This is a genomic window from Candidatus Nitrospira neomarina (assembly GCF_032051675.1).
GTDB lineage: Bacteria > Nitrospirota > Nitrospiria > Nitrospirales > UBA8639 > Nitrospira_E > Nitrospira_E neomarina.
The window spans coordinates 3,005,279-3,021,203 of record NZ_CP116968.1 but is presented as its reverse complement, the minus strand read 5'-3'; the positions used below and the strand labels follow the sequence as shown (position 1 = coordinate 3,021,203).

Genomic DNA, 15,925 nt, shown 5'->3' with positions numbered 1-15,925 from the left:
TTTCGGCAATAATTTGGCCAAATCGATAAGAAGAGGATTTATAGTTTGAAAGTATGGTATGGAACAACTCATCGTTTGAAGCATGCCGGGGAGGAAATGAACAATAGGTTGTGGTGTATAAATACCTAGTATTAATTTATTATTTTGAGAAATTCTCCACCTTTCTTGGTGTGGCTTGGGAATGTAGGGATGCTATGATTGTTGAAATATTTGATTGTTGGATTTAGCCGTGATGACCAAAAATACCGATCATCTTAACCTGCTTGCGCTCACCGCGAATGAACTGAATGCCTTCATTCAGCAACTCGGTTGGCCACGATATCGGGCCAACCAAATCCTCCGATGGCTCTACCAACATCGTGCAGTGGATATTGAGTCGATGACCAACTTGTCAAAAGCCGACCGGGCCAGGTTGCAGGAGGTGGCGACCATTCACCGCATGGGGGGTTCACCTCCAACGATTGCCAGCGATGGCACCGCAAAGTTTGTATGGAATTTAGAGGATGGCCTGGCTGTGGAAACGATATTGATCCCCGATGGTCGTCGACGGACTTTGTGTCTGTCATCTCAAGTCGGCTGTACGCTGGATTGTGGCTTTTGTTTAACGGCTGAAATGGGCCTGAAACGAAGTTTGCGCGCCCAGGAAATTGTCGGGCAGGTGTTGAATGTCCAAGCCTATCTGCCGGAAGGGGAGCATCTGTCTTCCCTGGTGTTCATGGGAATGGGAGAGCCATTGGTGAATTTTGAGCCGGTCGCCGAAGCGATTCAGCGTCTCACCAATATTGAGTGGGGTTTGGGTTTTTCTCCACGACGTATTACGGTGTCAACAGCCGGATGGATTCCGCGATTTCCAGATGTGCGGCGATTAGGCGTGAATCTGGCCATATCCTTAAATGGCACCACCAATGAGCAGCGGTCACATCTGATGCCTGCAGTGAATGGGCGCTATGATTTATCCGAATTACTCGATGCCTGCCGCGAGTATAATCAATTCAGCGAGCGCCCCCTGACGTTTGAGTATGTGTTATTAGCGGGGGTCAATGACTCACCGGATGATGCCAGGCGTTTGGTGCGCCTTTTACAGGGAATCCGGTGTAAGGTGAACTTGATTCCCTTTAATGAATTCCCGGGTAATCCGTTTCGGCGTCCGTCATCAGAAGTTATTGATGCCTTTCAAGGTATTGTCAGAAGCAAGGGTCTGGATGTGTTTCTCCGAAAAAGCCGGGGAGATGATGTGTTGGGAGCTTGTGGCCAATTGGGTCGATCAGCTTCCGAAGTCTTAACTCAGACGACGACGAACAAGAAAAGGAGTCTCCCTCTCTATGCTCAGTCTTGAACCAACTTTGCAGGGGAAGTATGAGGCCTTGCAAGAACTCTTTCACCAAATGGGATCGGTCGTCATCGCGTTTTCTGGAGGGGTCGACAGCACCCTCGTGTTAAAAGTGGGCTTTGACACACTTGGTGCGCAGACCAAAGCGGTCACGGCAATCTCGCCAACATTTCCATCACTGGAGGTGGAAGAGGTCAAGCGATTAAGCGCCGCGATCGGGACGCCCTTGCAATTGGTGGAAACGGATCAGTTGCAAATTGATGCCTTTGTCAAAAATGATGCAACCCGGTGCTTTCATTGCAAGACAGACTTATACCGGTTGCTATCCACCCTTCGGGATGCCGTGGGATTTCAGACAATCGTAGACGGGACTAATGTGGATGACTTGGGAGAAGATCGTCCCGGTATTAATGCGGCCCGACAACTCGGCGTACGGAGTCCTCTGGTTGAAGCGGGATTCGGTAAGGCGGATATTCGGGAATTGGCAAAAGGTTTGGGGTTGGCAAATTGGAATAAGCCTGCCGCAGCCTGCTTGTCTTCACGAATTACCCGTGGACTCCCAATTACCAAGGCCTATCTTTCACGGGTAGAGCGTGCCGAGGCCTTTTTGGTGGCTCAAGGAGTGACGCAAGTGCGGGTTCGTCTTCACGGCGATTTGGCGAGAATCGAGATTGCCCCAACCCAAATGTCGATTTTGACACAAGAACCGGGCAGATCCCGGTTAGTGGAGGAATTTAAAAAGCTGGGATTTCAAACGGTCACGCTGGACTTGGAAGGGTATCGGGCTGGAGGTGGGAATATTTCCTCAACGAACCATTGAAGCATCGACCGTGATTTTTGGGAGCGGGTCACCGGAGTGTCTCACCCAAAAAACATTATTTGCAGGCGTTCTTGTGAACACCATAAAAAAACTTGTGAACACCATAAAAAAAGAGGGGAGTAATTCTTCCCTCTTTTTTATTGTGCATGTCGTTTTGATCTAAACGATTCTGGAAGAAATAGCTCTGAGCTTGATATTCGGAGAGAATGGGGAAAGCCTTAGTTTTTTGATTGGGCAGCGACGGCTGCGAGAGCTTCCTCGGCATATCGCCGATGATCATCGTCCGATAAGCTTCGACCGATTACCTTTTCCGCAATCATGAGGGCCAGCTCAGCGGATTGGGTTTTGATATCTTGAATGGCCTTTCGGCGCTCCCGCTCAATGTCTTGTGACGTTTCCTCTTTAATTCTCTGGGATTCGGCACGAAGCCGTTGCTCATTTTCATCAAGCAGTCGTTGAGCCTGTTGCTTGGCCTCTGCCAGGATCGTGTCCACTTCTTTGGCAGCCACCTGCAGCTTGGCGTCGTATTCCTTGAGCTTTCGTTCTGCTGCAAGCCGGTTTTGTTCGGCCTGGTCGAGGCTTTCCCTGATCTTGCGTTCCCGGGTTTCCAGTGTTTCCAGGATCGGGGGGAGGGCGTACTTATAGAGCACCCATAGGAGGATCCCAAATGACAGGAGTTCCCAAAATATCAGCGACGAAAAGAAATGTGTGTCAAATTGTGGCATAGGTCAGGAGCCCTTTAACCTTTGCCCATGATGATAAAGGCGATGACCAGTCCGTAGAGTGCGATGGCTTCTACCAGAGCAAACCCGATCCACATGTACTTGCCGACTCGAGCTTCCGCCTCGGGTTGACGGGCAACCGCCTCAATCATTTTTCCAAAAATATACCCGATGCCGATACCGGCACCCGCAAAGCCCGCCGCTGCCAGGCCCATTCCCAAAAGTGCTGCTGCTGCAGAATCCATTGTAGTGTTGTCCTCCCAGTTTAAAAGGGACTAATTGTAAAAACGTCCTCTGATCGTTCGTTCGAATGCCAGTTAGTGTAAATGCATCGCGTCGCCGATATAGACGCAGGTTAAAACGGTAAAAATATAGGCCTGGATAAAGGCAATCCCGACTTCTAAGCCATAGAGTGCGATGGTAAAGGAAAAAGGCAGCCATCCTATCAGGAGGCCGCCGGCAATGGTGAGGCCGAACAATACCCCAAGAATCACGTGGCCTGCAGTCATATTGGCGAATAATCGGACGGCCAGTGAGATTGGTCTGGCTATTTGACTAATTAATTCAATGGGGATCATTAAGGGAAGGAGCCACCCTGGCGTGCCAGGGGGAACTAGTATCCCCAGAAATTTTGCCCCATGCAGTTGAAATCCGACGATAAGACTCAGTAGATAGACACCGACAGCAAATACCCCCGTCACAATGATCTGGCTGGTAATGGTATAAGATCCAGGTATAAGACCGATCAGGTTTGAAAATAAGATAAACAAAAAGAGGGCGCTGATGAGCGGGAAATATCGCATCCCTGAGGCCCCCATCGTGTCGTGGATAATCCCGCGAATGAAATCGACCAGCAACTCCGCAAGACTTTGAAGCTTGGAAGGCACGAGTGCCCTGGCGCCACCAGCTTTCAATAATATGAAAGTCACAAGTCCCACCACGACCCACATCATCAAGACAGCCTTATTGACGGAAACGTCAAGGCCGAAAATGGAAAGCGGGAGAAAGTTATGAAGCTCGAAGGGATGTAACGGATCTTCCAAAACTAAACCTTGTGTCTAGCGACTCATTGTTTCCAACGCTGAGCTGCACGGTAGGCGTTGCGAACTCCAGCGATTAATCCCAGTACCAGTCCTATCGCCACACCCCAGGGCGTGGTATCCAACACATACGAATCAGTTAACCAACCAAGGAATCCACCGACGATAAGGGCGGCAAGAAGGTCCGTCCCCACTCGCATTGCCTGTCCCAGCCCCGCAAACATTGGATCCTGAGAAGGTGCCATTTTTTCAATCGGCAAGGCGAGTCGTTGGAAGGGGTCACATTCAAGCAAAAAATCCCGAATCATGTCAAGCAACAAAGGTCCCATTTTTCAATATTGTTATGGTAAGGTACAGGCAAGGAAGAAGGAGGATCATGAAGACTCCTCGGGGGTTCAGTTCGGCGTTTATTTTTTGGCCAATATTCATGATGATGAAACATTTCGTATTATTCCTGATCCTGGCGGCTGCCACGAGTGGGAATTCCGTGTGGGCCACTTCATCCGGGGTTGATGATTTGCCGGATTTAACGGGTGGCGTGGTGCCAGTCGTTCAATATAAGCAACTTGACCCCTTTTCTGGAAACGACATATTAACGTCAGTGAGTGAAGTTGAATATACGGTAAAGGTCAAAAACCAGACGGGCCATCCGCTAATTGCCGATACTCTGATCCTGGTGGTGGATTCCGTCCTGGAGATTTCCGGAAAAGAAATCATCAACCGTGTCAGAATCGAAGGTTCCGATGGAACGACTCAGGAGGGGAAACCTTTTTTCAGGATTCCCAGTTCCGGGCCGGACCTGTCCCCCTATGGAGAGAGTGAGTCGGTCACCATACGGGTGACGAATCCTGATTTTCTTCGATTTTATCCCCCTGGTGTCCGGGTTCGCGGGATTCGGCGTTCTTCTGAAAAAGCCGTCAAAGATCTTCTCGAAACCCTGGTGCAAAAGGGGTTGTTGTCTCCCGAAGACGCCATGCAGGCGTTGGAATCTCCTTCATCAGGTAGTCCTTAACCCTTGTCCTCCATTTCCAAGCATGCCGAACGAGGAGTTCCTTCCTCGGTTCATCCGAATCCGTATTTTCCGCTTATTCAGCATTGTTTCCCTGCTTTTGATGATCCCTTTGACCTCTTTGGCCGGGTGACCGGTTATGCTCCGCATTCATTTTTCATGGAGCATGATGCCGTTCAGGAAGGAGTGGTGCATCGTTATTCCTATTTGGGGTGCGATCCCTATCGCGTCGTGCGAGGGAAGGGACATACGTATGAAACTGTTTCGATAGATAAGAGGGAAACCCACATTGGGGATCCATTCTCGTTGTTGCAGCATACTTTTGTAGGTCAGGCCGTCAGTTCGTCGCCCCACCTCCCGCCTTTCCAGGGAGGAGCGGTCGGCTGTTTCAGCTACGACCTTGTTCGTAGGTTTGAGGTGTTACCGGAACGTCTACGGGATGATCTGCATTTTCCTGATCTGTATTTTCTGTTTGTCGAGATGTTTGTCGTAGTGGATCATCACGCGCCAGGGGCCTGGCTGATATTTTCCCCTTCGCCAGACCGCCTGGCGACCGAAAGCTGGGATCACTTGTATCGAGAAGGGCAGGCGCGCCTGTCTGATCTGCAAGCCAAGGTGATGATCCCTGAGAATCTCCCAACGAAGATGCACTCCACCAGGTCTTCACTTCGCATAGAGGGGGAGCAATCGTCTCTGGAGTATATGGATCGCGTGCGTACCTGCCAGCAGTATATTGCTGCGGGAGATATTTATCAGGCGAATCTCTCTCATCGATTTCGGATAGAGGACGTGACTTACGGGTTTGCAAGCCAAGCGGAAGCTGGAGCCGACTTATATCGGCAATTGCGCAAGGTTAATCCCTCTCCCCATTCGGCCTTTCTCGTGTTGGAGTCCGACGTCATTGTGTGTAATTCCCCGGAACGCTTAGTCCGCCTTGCAGAAGGCCATGCAGATATGCGTCCGATCGCGGGCACTAGGCCTCGTGGCAGAGAATCTCACGATGATCGACTCCTGGCGGAAGATCTGTTGTCGTGTCCCAAGGAACGGGCGGAGCATCTCATGTTGGTTGATTTGGCTCGAAATGACCTGGGGCGGGTGTGCGATTATGGTTCCGTTCGTGTCAATGAATTCATGACTGTAGAGCGCTATTCCCATGTCATGCATATGGTTTCCCATATTTCCGGCCGCCTGCGGGACCCTTACCATGGTTTCGACCTCATTCGAGCCACGTTTCCCGGAGGGACGATTACCGGGGTGCCGAAGGTCCACTGCATGGAACTGATCGAGCAGCTTGAGCCAGTTCGTCGGGGAATATACACCGGGTCGATAGGGTTTATTGGATGGAACGGGAATCTTGACTTGAATATTGCCATTCGCACGTTGTTGCTCACGGAAGGACACGGATTGCTTCATGTGGGAGCAGGGATCGTGGCTGATTCCGAACCGGACCGGGAGTATCAGGAAACGCTCCAAAAAGCCGAAGCCTTTTTTCAAGTTCTGAAAGGGAACTGCTGACGACAAAACGGGGATAGGAGATGTGGATATTTCTCAACGGGGAGTTTGTGACAAAAGAACAGGCTCGGATTTCGGTCTTTGACCATGGGTTTCTGTATGGGGATGGAGTCTATGAAACTCTTCGCGTCTACCAGCGACGAATTTTTTTACTAGAACGCCATCTGGCGCGACTTCGACGATCCTGTGAACTGATCGGCCTGGTCCTTCCAATCCAGGATAATGCGTGGGCGAGCATCATGACCGAAATGCTGATTCGGAATGGGCTTCAGGATGCCGGTCTGCGCGTGACGATTTCTCGAGGAGAAGGGGAACTCGGGATTGACCCCGGTCTCTGTTCCAGCCCAACAATCGTCGTGATGGCGAAGCCGGTGGTGTCCTATCCTGCTCACATGCGATCGCAGGGAGTCCGGTTGCAGCTTGTCTCCGTTCGACGGAATCCAGAGTCTGCCCAATCGCCGCAAATTAAGTCGCTGAGTTTTCTTAACAATATTCTGGCCAAGCAGGAAGCCGTGCAGGCCGGAGCGTTCGATGCTCTGATGTTGAATATGGATGGTCATGTGACGGAATGTACGACGAGCAATATCTTTTTTGTGTCCAACCACCGGTTGCATACTCCTTCGGTTGCTTGCGGGATCCTTGAGGGGATCACTCGGGAAGTGGTGATGGTCTTAGCCAGAGAGTTGGGTATTGAAGTGGAAGAAGGGGCGTATGCAGCCGAGGATGTGCTTCAATCGGATGAGTGCTTTATGACAAATACGGGTCTTGAAATTATGGCGGTCTCTCGAATTGGAACAAATCCTATTGGTCAAGACAGGAGTGGGGAAATCACGATGGCCTTATGGCGGGCTTTCCAAGAGAATTTAGAACGATGGTTGGGACCGGTTGTCACGAGCCCGCAAGAATTATGATATTCAACCCCGTGTGGTTTTTCTTGGGTTCTTCCGGGTAGCCTCAGTGGCCTTGGAAGGAATTTCCTGTTGACAGTGGCTATGGGTTTTCCATGCTAAACCTTTATAGAACGGGAAGTCTTCACGAAAATGCGCGCCCACACTATTGGCTCTCCAAAGTGCAGATTCGGCAATGCATTGCCCAACCAGAACCATATTCCGTGTTTCTAGTCCCGGCCGGTTCCACGGAGCAGCCGACAGCTTGTGCGACCATTGCTGAATCTGATCGACCGCTTTTTTTAATGAGTTTCCTGTCCGCACCAATCCGACTTTAGACCACATCAAACGCCGGAGGGAGTTTCTAATTTTTTCCACATCTTGAGTGGACATTTTCCGGCCGGCGGATTTTCGGAGAAGGGGGGAATCCGAAAAGTTTGGGGAAGAGCCCGTCGTCCAACATGTTGAAGCGGTTTGAGCTGCGCGGTAGCCAAAGACCAGACCTTCCAGCAAAGAATTGCTCGCCAATCGATTCGCACCGTGTACGCCGGAGCAGGCCACTTCTCCAGCCGCAAACAGGCCTGGAAGGGTAGAGGCCCCATGCAGATCGGTTTTAACTCCTCCCATAAAATAATGGGCGCTGGGGGAGACAGGGATCCATTCCTCCGTGATGTCGATATCGTACCGTAAGCAGGTTGAGTAAATGGTAGGAAACCGTTCTTTCAAAAATGTTGCTCCCAAATGCGTCACATCTAAATAGACATGGCGAGCCTTGGTTCGTTGCATTTCCGTCCAGATCGCCCGGGATACAATGTCTCGTGGCGCGAGTTCCTGGCTCCGATGATAGTTTTTCATGAAGCGTTCGCAGCGATTATTGCGCAAAATCCCTCCTTCTCCTCGCAACGTTTCGGATAGCAAAAAGGGAGGACTCGACGGGAGATACAGGGCGGTCGGATGAAATTGGACGAACTCCATATCCTCCAGCATGGCGCCGGCTCGATAAGCCATGGCGATGCCATCTCCGGTCGCATTGGGTGGATTGGTGGTTCGAGCATAGACCTGTCCGGCTCCTCCTGTGACCAAAATCGTGGCTGGGGCACAGACGACCTTAAGATGCCCACTCAGTTCATCCAGGATTAATGCTCCCCAGCATCGTCCGTCTTGGATACACAGCTCAACCGCAACATGATTGCCCATCCAGGTCAGATTTTTCAGCGTTTGGGCTTTAACGCTGAGCGCACGAACCATTTCGCTTCCAGTGGCATCCCCTCCGGCTCGTAACACTCGGTGGCGACTATGGGCTCCCTCTCGGGTGAACGCCAGTTTGCCATCCACTGTGTCGAATTTTGCTCCCCATTCGATCAATTCATGAATGCGCGTGGGGCCTTCTTCAACGAGTATTTTGGTAGCTGGCCGCGAACAGAGTTGATGGCCGGCTTTCAGGGTATCGGCCAAATGGAGCACCACGTCATCTTCTTCACTCAGCGCGACCGCCACGCCTCCTTGGGCGTAAAAGGAATTATTGTCTTGGGGGCCACCTTTGGCGACCATGGTGACTCGTCCATGTCGACTCAATTCAATTGCGGCTCGAAGGCCCGCGACCCCTGCGCCTAAAATCAGAAAATCCGTGGAAATCATGTGAGAGGAATGGTGAGATGTGACGATGGAAGGCATGGTAATGACTGAAACAGGGAAACAGGATTGATGATTAAGAGGGAAAATCGAGACGGTGTGTCATCCCAAACGGCAGGTCTCCTTCGATCCTGCGGAGGAGAATAACTTGATTGCCACTCCATAACAGGATTCCATGACCGCTCGCTTGAGCAGAAGGTCCCTCGGCCGTGCGTTCCCAGTTGCCTTGCCAGGACACAAAGGCCGAAATTCGGTCTCCATCAATCACCATGCGGTCGATAGTCAGGTCTAACCGAATACTTGAAAACGTGGCGAAATCCTCACGAACATTGGCCTCAAGAAGGTCAAGATTTTCCAGTGGAAGGAGTAATTCCTGAAAGCCCGAAGCATCTTGATTGACATAGGCCTGTTCCAGTGCTTTGATGGCTTGCACCACTCGTTGGAATCGGGCGTGGTCCTCAGGATATTTGGGGGCCTTTTTCGAACATCCTGTTCCGGCAAGTGAAAAAATGACCGGAATGATTATTAAAAGCACAAAAACATGTTTATGCAAAAATTTAAGTAGAATCATGAAATTCTATAATGAAGAAGAATGCCGGAGGGGGTCAAGAGAATTCATAGAAAGTTGATGATTATTAAGTGAAGGACCAGGTATACTGACGTTGCTTACCTTGACACCTTTCTTTGCCCCATGATAGGTAGTCAGCCGGCAGTAGGGGCGAGTTTGCCAAATAGGCGGAGAGAACTGTTCGAACTACGGTAGTAGAAACGATTTCACCCAGGAATGTAACTTTATGTCGAGTGTTGTCAAAAAGCGTAGGAAGAAAATGCGTAAGCATAAACATAAAAAGCTCCTTCGCCGAATGAAATTTGCCAAACGTCGTAATTAATTTCCATAGGCCGGGATGGTCAAGGGCTTGCATATGACCCAGGGGAAAAAAACTCGTATTCGGGTCCGTTCCTCTCTGTCATCTTATGTGGGAGATATCTTGATCCCGCCTATGCGAAATCGAATTTCGGATGTGTTAAATGATGAGTCTGTCTTGTTTATTAACTTAACAGATGTGCTGATCAATGACACTGAACATTCGGCGTTTGTGGCTTTAAATAAAAATCAGATCGAATCGGTTATTCAACTCGATTAACCGCTCATTCGTCTTTTCTCTCGCCTTGTTGCACCTTCCCATTTTAGTTTTAGGGCACTCCATACTTTCTCTCAACGGAAAATATCACTTGTTCGTGTAAGGACCCTATGAACTATCTGTCTCGGTTTATTCCCTTCCTCCGTCCGTATTTGATACCCATGGTCGGTGCGGGGGTCCTGGTGATGGGTGTGGCGGCGTGCAACCTGTTACTCATCCGGTTGGGTGGCACGCTGTGGGATCTTATTACGGTCCAACGCGATTTGCCGAAATTGACAAGCATGGTGTGGGTCTTTGTCGGGTTGGTGATCGGACAGGGCCTCTTATCCATGGCGCATAGTTATTTGACCGCGCTGGCTTCCCAGCATGTGATGGCGGATTTTCGTACCCACGTTTTTTCTCACCTCCATCGGTTGTCACTGAATTTCTTTGCCAAACGGCGAACAGGAGAGTTGATTTCCAGATTGATGAACGATGTCGGGGTGATTCAAAATTTATTAACTGAGACCCCGATGGATGCCCTGAAGCATCTCGTGACCATCATCGGGGGGGTGGGATTTTTGTTGGTGATGAATTGGCGGTTGTGTGTCCTGATTCTCATCGTTTTGCCATTGCTGGCCATCGTCGCCAGGATGTTTGGAAGGCGTTTGAAATTTTTATCCATGCAAATTCAGGATCAAACGGCCCACGTTACTACGCTGATTGAAGAAGTGGTGTCAGGCATTCGTGTGGTCAAATCGTTTGTTCAGGGTAAACGAGAGGACGCGCGGTTTCGTTCAGCCGTAGAGACTTTATTAACGACCACCATGAAACGGACAGCAGTGTTGGCCGTATTTGTTCCTGTCATCACCTTCTGTACCTTTGTCATGGCGATTGGTGTCTTATGGTATGGGGGCAAACAAGTCATTGAAGGCCAGCTTTCGCCCGGGGAATTATTTGCATTTGTTCTTTTTGCGGGGATTTTAATTGGCCCGTTTGGGTCAGCGGCCCGAATGTTCTCTCAGGTCAAGGAAGTGCAAGGAGCGATGACCAGGGTGTTTGAACTCTTGGATATGCCACTGGAAATCCATGATAGTCCGATGGCGAAGGCCTTATGGCCCATTCATGGGAAGGTGGAGTTCGATCGCGTGCAATTTGGCTATGAGGGCCGATCCCCCGTGTTGGATGCGGTATCATTTTCGATTCAGGCCGGGGAATGTGTGGCGTTAGTAGGACCAACCGGAGCCGGGAAAACAACTATTGTGAATTTACTGCATCGATTTTATGATCCAACTGCCGGTCGGGTCCTTATCGACGGGCATGATCTCAAATCGATTCAAGTGGAGAGTTTGTATCGACAGTTGGCGCTTGTGCCGCAGGAAACACTGCTTTTTGGCGGAACGATTGCAGACAATATACGGTATGGTCGAGCCGATGCCCCTGAATCTGACATGATTGAGGCCAGTCGCCGAGCCAATGCCCATGAATTTATTCAGTTGCTCCCTGATGGCTATGAGACTATTCTCGGTGAAAAAGGGATCAATTTGTCTGGAGGGCAGCGGCAGCGCATCGCCATTGCCAGGGCGTTGCTGAAAGACCCGAGAATTTTGATCCTGGATGAAGCGACCTCCGCATTGGATAGCCAGTCCGAATCGCTGGTCCAGTCGGCGTTAACGGAATTGATGAAGGGACGCACCACCCTCATGATCGCGCATCGGTTTTCTTCTATTCAGCGGGCGCATCGTATTCTGGTCCTGCATAAAGGCACAATTGTGGAAGAAGGACAGCACGAAGAACTGCTTGCCAATCGTGGACTTTATCATCACCTCTATACACTTAGAGAGGTCGAGGGAATAACGGAGACCTTGGAAGACTCAGCCCAACCGTTGTCTCAATAAAGAGTCGTATGAGCCAAGCGGAAAAATAAAGAAAAGCTGGCTTCTGCCCGCCATTGAAACGGGAATAGGTCGTGTTTGCGAATCCGTTAATCCCGTTTCTGTGAAAAATGGGGTTAATGAATTTTTGAGAAGTCGGCTGGTATGTTAATCAGTTTTCCATCAGGAAAAAATACTGCGAGGGTTCCAGGGGCCATTGGATCGAAGTCGGCATAGGCGAAGCGTGCTGTAAACCTCGATCGAAAGCTGACAGTATCCCCTGGATTTTTTCGTCCGCGCTCAGCCGGCCCAATATCCACAGGGCGAATGGTGTTTGAGCCCTGCTGGAGGGCAATTTCTGCTCCTTCCGCAAAGAACTCATCCTCTCCGCAAAGGCGAACCTCAACTTCAAGGTAGGGCATTTCCAGAATCTCCTGGATTTTGGCTTCTGGCATACGAATTTCTTGTTTCTGTCGTTTGGATTCTGCCGCTTCGCGGCGCCCAAAGTATTCCAACCAATAGAGGCGCGTTCTTAAAATGGCATGTGCCCCACAGGGTTCCACTTCCGGGTCCGCGCCGACCCGAACCGCACGTTCCGAGGCTTTCATCACTGCTGCCACATCCTCTACCGAATCGGCTTGTTCCATAGTTTTGCGACCAGCTGCCATGGCCTTATTGGCTTGATCTAATGTAATGGACAGCTCGATTGCGGAGGAGAGCGATGGGTGAGTCCCCACACCGATCAGGGTGAGGGCACAAAGAGTGAGAGGGAGACGAATGTACAAAGACAGCAATGAAACCATGCGCATTCTCCTTGGTACTTTCGAGGCATGACTCAAGATGAATGCCGGAATTGTAGAGGACACCTTAAGCCATTGCAATCCCTGGATGGTGCCAGATTGGAGCAGGGGCTTATCCGGTTACCTGCACCGGTTGGAGTGGGCCTGGGACTGGAAAAGTGATTTCTAGTTGACTACCTCATGCCGCTCCGGTAGATTAGCAAACTGTTTGATTTATTACATACATAGGTGGCCGTCCCCCTACGGTACCAGTTATTTGGGGTTCTCGCCTCAGGTAAGCAATCCCTTATCACACGGAACAAATGTCGAATGTCAATTTCCCTTGAAGGGGTGTGGATTGCGAAGGACACCATCATGGAGAAACAATGAATCTTGAGAAAGTTGAGCGTGTATACAGTGCGTACGCATCTGTTTATGACCACACCTTTGGTAAAGTATTTCAGCAATCGCGCGAATCGGCGGTCCGAGGGCTTCCTATTGAGCCCGGTCATCGGGTTCTTGAGGTTGGCGTAGGAACCGGAGAAGCGCTCCCTCTCTATCCCTCCTGTTGCGAAGTTCTTGGCATTGACCTCTCAGATGGCATGTTGGAACATGCCCGGCGTCGGGTTCAGGAACATCGCTTGAATCATGTGACCCTTAAGAGAATGGATGCCGGGAAAATGGATCTTCCGGATAATCACTATGATATTGTGATGGCGGCCTACGTCGTCACGGCAGTTCCCGATTATCGAAGTGTGGTGGACGAAATGATTCGGGTGTGTAAGCCCGGTGGCCGGATCATTATGCTGAATCACTTTAGCAATGGGAATAAAGTGATTGCGGCGGTAGAAAAATGGATTTCTCCTCTCTGTAAGCATATTGGATTCAGAACCGATCTCGCCTTACATACGGTCCTGGAAGGCACGTGTCTGATGGTGGTCAATAAAAAGAAAGTGAATCCGTTGCGGTTCTGGCATTTGGTGGAATGTGTGAATAAGAAGAATGGTCAACAGGCTTTATTCGCAAATGGTTTTGCATTGAATGGACATTCTTAGATCTCTCCACCCAATTTCGCCGTGTCGCATCCCTCCCTACCTCCTGACCTATTTCTCTATCTAAGCTATACGACGAAAGGGTGTGTCTTGTCTTTCGTTGATTGGCTCCTTGTTCTGCCTCAACCCCAACACTTACCTCATGAAGGTTGCCATCTGCCTCCAGCATGTCTTGTTTGAAGGTCCTGGCGTCTTTCGTCAGGCTCTAGGAACTCGCGGGTATGCCGTCAGAAATGTGGTCGTCCCTTCAGAGGGGTTGCCTGCAGATCCAGGGGATTTTCTGCTCATCATGGGAGGGCCGATGTCCGTTAATGATCGTGATCCGTGGATTGAGGCCGAACGCCAATTTGTACAGATGGCTCTCGCACGTGATATTCCGGTCCTGGGCATTTGTTTCGGCGCGCAGTTGCTGGCCAAAGCGTTGGGTGGTTCGGTGGAACCGGGTCCGAAGTTTGAAATTGGCATGGGTTCCGTGTCCCTGACCGACATGGGACAGATCGATCCCATCTTGCGTGCCATGCCTCAGGACTTTCTCGTGTTTCAATGGCACGGGGAAGGGATCACCCTTCCTCCGGGAAGCACGCATCTGATGACTTCTGCTGATTTTCCCGTTCAAGCATTCCGGATGTCGGATCGATCGTATGGCCTCCTGTTTCACCTGGAACTGGAGGAACCGGGAATTGTGGCCTTGTGCCGTGAATGTCCGCAGGATGTTCAACGAGGGGGGATGACAGCAGAGTCTATTCAAGTCCGGTCGCGACCTCATCTACCCAGGCTTCATCAATTGGCTGATCGTTTCATGGAACATTTGGTTCGGACAGGGTGATACCTGCCTCTGAATTCATGTTCCCTTTTCCCATTTCGAAATGATTTTTTCCGGAACGGTACCGTAACGGGTTCCATATTTGGTACCGTATCAGGCTCATATTCACCAGTTTCCGAAAAGGAGTACGAATTCATGGCAGGGTTTCCTATTCAGTATGCAGAGAGAATCCGCACGCTCCCCCCCTACTTATTCGCCGCCATCGATGACATGAAGCGCAAGGCCATCGAGCGTGGCATGGATATCATCAATTTAGGGATAGGTGATCCTGATTTGCCGACACCTGAACCGATCATTGAATCATTACGACGTGCGGCGGGGAATCCCAAGCATCATCAGTACCCTTCGTATGATGGCATGTTGTCATTTCGGACTGCGGTCGCCGATTGGTATCAACGTCGGTTTGGCGTAACCCTGGACCCCAAAACAGAAGTTGTGACGCTGATCGGGTCAAAAGAAGGCATCGGTCATGTTCCGTTGGCCTTTATCGACCCGGGGGATATCGTGTTGGTTCCGAGCCCCGGATATCCGGTGTACCCCGTCGCAACCAGTTTTGCCGGGGGAATTTCCTACACCATGCCGTTGACCAAAGAGAATGGGTTTTTGCCTGACCTGTCTGCCATTCCCAAGGATATTGCCCAAAAAGCCAAAATGATGTTTCTCAACTCCCCGAATAATCCTACGTCGGTGGTGGCGAGCAAGGAATTTTTTAAAAAAGTGACGGATTTTGCGCAAGAGCACCAGATTATTGTCTGCCATGACGCGGCCTATTCCGAAATTTATTATGACGGCAAACGGCCGGCGAGCTTTCTGGAAGCGGCGGGCGCAAAAGACGTGGGGGTGGAATTTCACTCGCTGTCCAAAACGTACAATATGACCGGTTGGCGCATCGGGTTCGCTGTGGGGCGAAAGGAAGTCATCGCGGGTTTGGGGAAGGTCAAAACCAATATTGATTCCGGCGTGTTTCAAGCGATTCAGGAAGCAGGCATGACCGCATTGCAACTGGATGATTCGGTGACGGAAGGCTTGCGAACGATTTATCAGGAACGGCGGGATGTTCTGGTGCCAGGCTTGAAAAGCATGGGATTGGTACTGGATTCGCCTCCGGCGGCGTTTTACGTCTGGATCGGTGTGCCGAAAGGCTTTACCTCGGCGTCTTTCACGGCGCATCTTATTGAGAAAGCCGGAATTGTGACCACGCCGGGCAATGGATTTGGGGATCCGGGAGAAGGCTATATCCGGATGACGGTCACGACCACAAAAGACAAATTAGCAGAAGCGGTAGAGCGAATGAAAAAGATCGGCTGGTAACTAGGCATTTTGG

At 50.5% G+C, this 15,925-nt stretch carries 18 protein-coding genes; 11 read left to right on the top strand and 7 right to left on the bottom strand.

Features of this window, described 5'->3' with window-relative positions:
- Window positions 1-232 precede the first annotated feature (232 nt).
- Both rlmN and larE read left to right on the top strand, forming a co-directional pair.
- Entirely contained in the window at window positions 233-1,336 is a 1,104-nt protein-coding gene (gene rlmN / locus PQG83_RS12970) for a dual-specificity RNA methyltransferase RlmN (protein ID WP_312749136.1), read from the top strand.
- On the top strand, window positions 1,323-2,150 hold the full coding sequence (larE, locus tag PQG83_RS12965) for an ATP-dependent sacrificial sulfur transferase LarE (RefSeq protein WP_312741745.1): 828 nt from the start codon (window positions 1,323-1,325) through the stop codon (window positions 2,148-2,150). The genes rlmN and larE overlap by 14 nt, the downstream gene beginning before the upstream one ends.
- 218 nt (window positions 2,151-2,368) lie before the next feature.
- Here larE and atpF read toward each other — a convergent pair whose 3' ends face one another.
- The 4 genes from atpF to PQG83_RS12945 all read right to left on the bottom strand — a co-directional run bounded on the left by atpF (window position 2,369) and on the right by PQG83_RS12945 (window position 4,241).
- Entirely contained in the window at window positions 2,369-2,875 is a 507-nt protein-coding gene (atpF, locus tag PQG83_RS12960) for a F0F1 ATP synthase subunit B (RefSeq protein WP_312741742.1), read from the bottom strand.
- 14 nt (window positions 2,876-2,889) lie between these two features.
- Window positions 2,890-3,117, bottom strand: a complete 228-nt coding sequence (gene atpE / locus PQG83_RS12955; protein WP_312644477.1) for an ATP synthase F0 subunit C — start codon at window positions 3,115-3,117, stop codon at window positions 2,890-2,892.
- Between the two features lie 72 nt (window positions 3,118-3,189).
- The gene (locus tag PQG83_RS12950; protein ID WP_312741740.1) at window positions 3,190-3,915 is read right to left on the bottom strand and encodes a F0F1 ATP synthase subunit A; all 726 of its coding nucleotides are present in this window, start codon (window positions 3,913-3,915) and stop codon (window positions 3,190-3,192) included.
- Window positions 3,916-3,938: 23 nt separating this feature from the next.
- Window positions 3,939-4,241, bottom strand: coding sequence for an AtpZ/AtpI family protein (locus PQG83_RS12945; protein WP_312741738.1), 303 nt, complete (start codon window positions 4,239-4,241; stop codon window positions 3,939-3,941).
- Between the two features lie 47 nt (window positions 4,242-4,288).
- Here PQG83_RS12945 and PQG83_RS12940 point away from each other — a divergent pair, with 47 nt between their 5' ends.
- The 3 genes from PQG83_RS12940 to PQG83_RS12930 are packed head-to-tail and all read left to right on the top strand — an operon-like array spanning window position 4,289 to window position 7,344.
- Complete coding sequence (locus tag PQG83_RS12940) at window positions 4,289-4,924, top strand: hypothetical protein (protein WP_312741735.1); 636 nt, start codon at window positions 4,289-4,291, stop codon at window positions 4,922-4,924.
- Window positions 4,925-4,927: 3 nt separating this feature from the next.
- Window positions 4,928-6,436, top strand: coding sequence for an anthranilate synthase component I family protein (locus PQG83_RS12935; RefSeq protein WP_312741732.1), 1,509 nt, complete (start codon window positions 4,928-4,930; stop codon window positions 6,434-6,436).
- Between the two features lie 20 nt (window positions 6,437-6,456).
- On the top strand, window positions 6,457-7,344 hold the full coding sequence (locus PQG83_RS12930; RefSeq protein WP_312741731.1) for an aminotransferase class IV: 888 nt from the start codon (window positions 6,457-6,459) through the stop codon (window positions 7,342-7,344).
- Window positions 7,345-7,347: 3 nt separating this feature from the next.
- Here the strand turns inward: PQG83_RS12930 and nadB are convergent, their stop codons facing one another.
- On the bottom strand, window positions 7,348-8,958 hold the full coding sequence (nadB, locus tag PQG83_RS12925; protein ID WP_312741728.1) for an L-aspartate oxidase: 1,611 nt from the start codon (window positions 8,956-8,958) through the stop codon (window positions 7,348-7,350).
- Window positions 8,959-9,028: 70 nt separating this feature from the next.
- Complete coding sequence (locus PQG83_RS12920) at window positions 9,029-9,523, bottom strand: hypothetical protein (protein ID WP_312741725.1); 495 nt, start codon at window positions 9,521-9,523, stop codon at window positions 9,029-9,031.
- Between the two features lie 223 nt (window positions 9,524-9,746).
- Here PQG83_RS12920 and PQG83_RS12915 point away from each other — a divergent pair, with 223 nt between their 5' ends.
- The 3 genes from PQG83_RS12915 (at window position 9,747) to PQG83_RS12905 (ending at window position 11,971) form a co-directional block, all read left to right on the top strand.
- Window positions 9,747-9,842, top strand: a complete 96-nt coding sequence (locus tag PQG83_RS12915) for a 30S ribosomal protein bS22 (RefSeq protein ID WP_312644457.1) — start codon at window positions 9,747-9,749, stop codon at window positions 9,840-9,842.
- Window positions 9,843-9,875: 33 nt separating this feature from the next.
- Window positions 9,876-10,097, top strand: a complete 222-nt coding sequence (locus tag PQG83_RS12910; protein WP_312644452.1) for a DUF6812 domain-containing protein — start codon at window positions 9,876-9,878, stop codon at window positions 10,095-10,097.
- 107 nt (window positions 10,098-10,204) lie between these two features.
- Window positions 10,205-11,971, top strand: coding sequence for an ABC transporter ATP-binding protein (locus tag PQG83_RS12905; RefSeq protein ID WP_312741720.1), 1,767 nt, complete (start codon window positions 10,205-10,207; stop codon window positions 11,969-11,971).
- A 113-nt stretch (window positions 11,972-12,084) separates the two neighbouring features.
- On the opposite strand, the gene PQG83_RS12900 is transcribed toward PQG83_RS12905, so the two are convergent.
- Window positions 12,085-12,750, bottom strand: coding sequence for a hypothetical protein (locus PQG83_RS12900; RefSeq protein WP_312741717.1), 666 nt, complete (start codon window positions 12,748-12,750; stop codon window positions 12,085-12,087).
- A 362-nt stretch (window positions 12,751-13,112) separates the two neighbouring features.
- Here PQG83_RS12900 and PQG83_RS12895 point away from each other — a divergent pair, with 362 nt between their 5' ends.
- The 3 genes from PQG83_RS12895 (at window position 13,113) to PQG83_RS12885 (ending at window position 15,912) form a co-directional block, all read left to right on the top strand.
- Window positions 13,113-13,781, top strand: coding sequence for a class I SAM-dependent methyltransferase (locus PQG83_RS12895; protein ID WP_312741714.1), 669 nt, complete (start codon window positions 13,113-13,115; stop codon window positions 13,779-13,781).
- A gap of 139 nt (window positions 13,782-13,920) precedes the next feature.
- Complete coding sequence (locus PQG83_RS12890; protein WP_312741711.1) at window positions 13,921-14,604, top strand: type 1 glutamine amidotransferase; 684 nt, start codon at window positions 13,921-13,923, stop codon at window positions 14,602-14,604.
- A gap of 132 nt (window positions 14,605-14,736) precedes the next feature.
- A complete protein-coding gene (locus PQG83_RS12885) occupies window positions 14,737-15,912 on the top strand; it encodes an LL-diaminopimelate aminotransferase (protein ID WP_312741708.1) in 1,176 nt (391 codons plus the stop codon).
- Window positions 15,913-15,925: the final 13 nt, after the last annotated feature.

Excerpts from the sequence above, each read along its gene's own strand:
- rlmN (WP_312749136.1), top strand. The coding sequence starts at position 233 with ATGACCAAAAATACCGATCATCTTAACCTGCTTGCGCTCACCGCGAAT.
- larE (WP_312741745.1), top strand. The coding sequence starts at position 1,323 with ATGCTCAGTCTTGAACCAACTTTGCAGGGGAAGTATGAGGCCTTGCAA.
- atpF (WP_312741742.1), bottom strand. The coding sequence starts at position 2,875 with ATGCCACAATTTGACACACATTTCTTTTCGTCGCTGATATTTTGGGAA.
- atpE (WP_312644477.1), bottom strand. The coding sequence starts at position 3,117 with ATGGATTCTGCAGCAGCAGCACTTTTGGGAATGGGCCTGGCAGCGGCG.
- PQG83_RS12945 (WP_312741738.1), bottom strand. The coding sequence starts at position 4,241 with ATGGGACCTTTGTTGCTTGACATGATTCGGGATTTTTTGCTTGAATGT.
- PQG83_RS12940 (WP_312741735.1), top strand. The coding sequence starts at position 4,289 with ATGAAGACTCCTCGGGGGTTCAGTTCGGCGTTTATTTTTTGGCCAATA.
- PQG83_RS12930 (WP_312741731.1), top strand. The coding sequence starts at position 6,457 with ATGTGGATATTTCTCAACGGGGAGTTTGTGACAAAAGAACAGGCTCGG.
- nadB (WP_312741728.1), bottom strand. The coding sequence starts at position 8,958 with ATGATTTCCACGGATTTTCTGATTTTAGGCGCAGGGGTCGCGGGCCTT.
- PQG83_RS12920 (WP_312741725.1), bottom strand. The coding sequence starts at position 9,523 with ATGATTCTACTTAAATTTTTGCATAAACATGTTTTTGTGCTTTTAATA.
- PQG83_RS12915 (WP_312644457.1), top strand. The coding sequence starts at position 9,747 with ATGTCGAGTGTTGTCAAAAAGCGTAGGAAGAAAATGCGTAAGCATAAA.
- PQG83_RS12910 (WP_312644452.1), top strand. The coding sequence starts at position 9,876 with ATGACCCAGGGGAAAAAAACTCGTATTCGGGTCCGTTCCTCTCTGTCA.
- PQG83_RS12905 (WP_312741720.1), top strand. The coding sequence starts at position 10,205 with ATGAACTATCTGTCTCGGTTTATTCCCTTCCTCCGTCCGTATTTGATA.
- PQG83_RS12900 (WP_312741717.1), bottom strand. The coding sequence starts at position 12,750 with ATGGTTTCATTGCTGTCTTTGTACATTCGTCTCCCTCTCACTCTTTGT.
- PQG83_RS12895 (WP_312741714.1), top strand. The coding sequence starts at position 13,113 with ATGAATCTTGAGAAAGTTGAGCGTGTATACAGTGCGTACGCATCTGTT.
- PQG83_RS12890 (WP_312741711.1), top strand. The coding sequence starts at position 13,921 with ATGAAGGTTGCCATCTGCCTCCAGCATGTCTTGTTTGAAGGTCCTGGC.
- PQG83_RS12885 (WP_312741708.1), top strand. The coding sequence starts at position 14,737 with ATGGCAGGGTTTCCTATTCAGTATGCAGAGAGAATCCGCACGCTCCCC.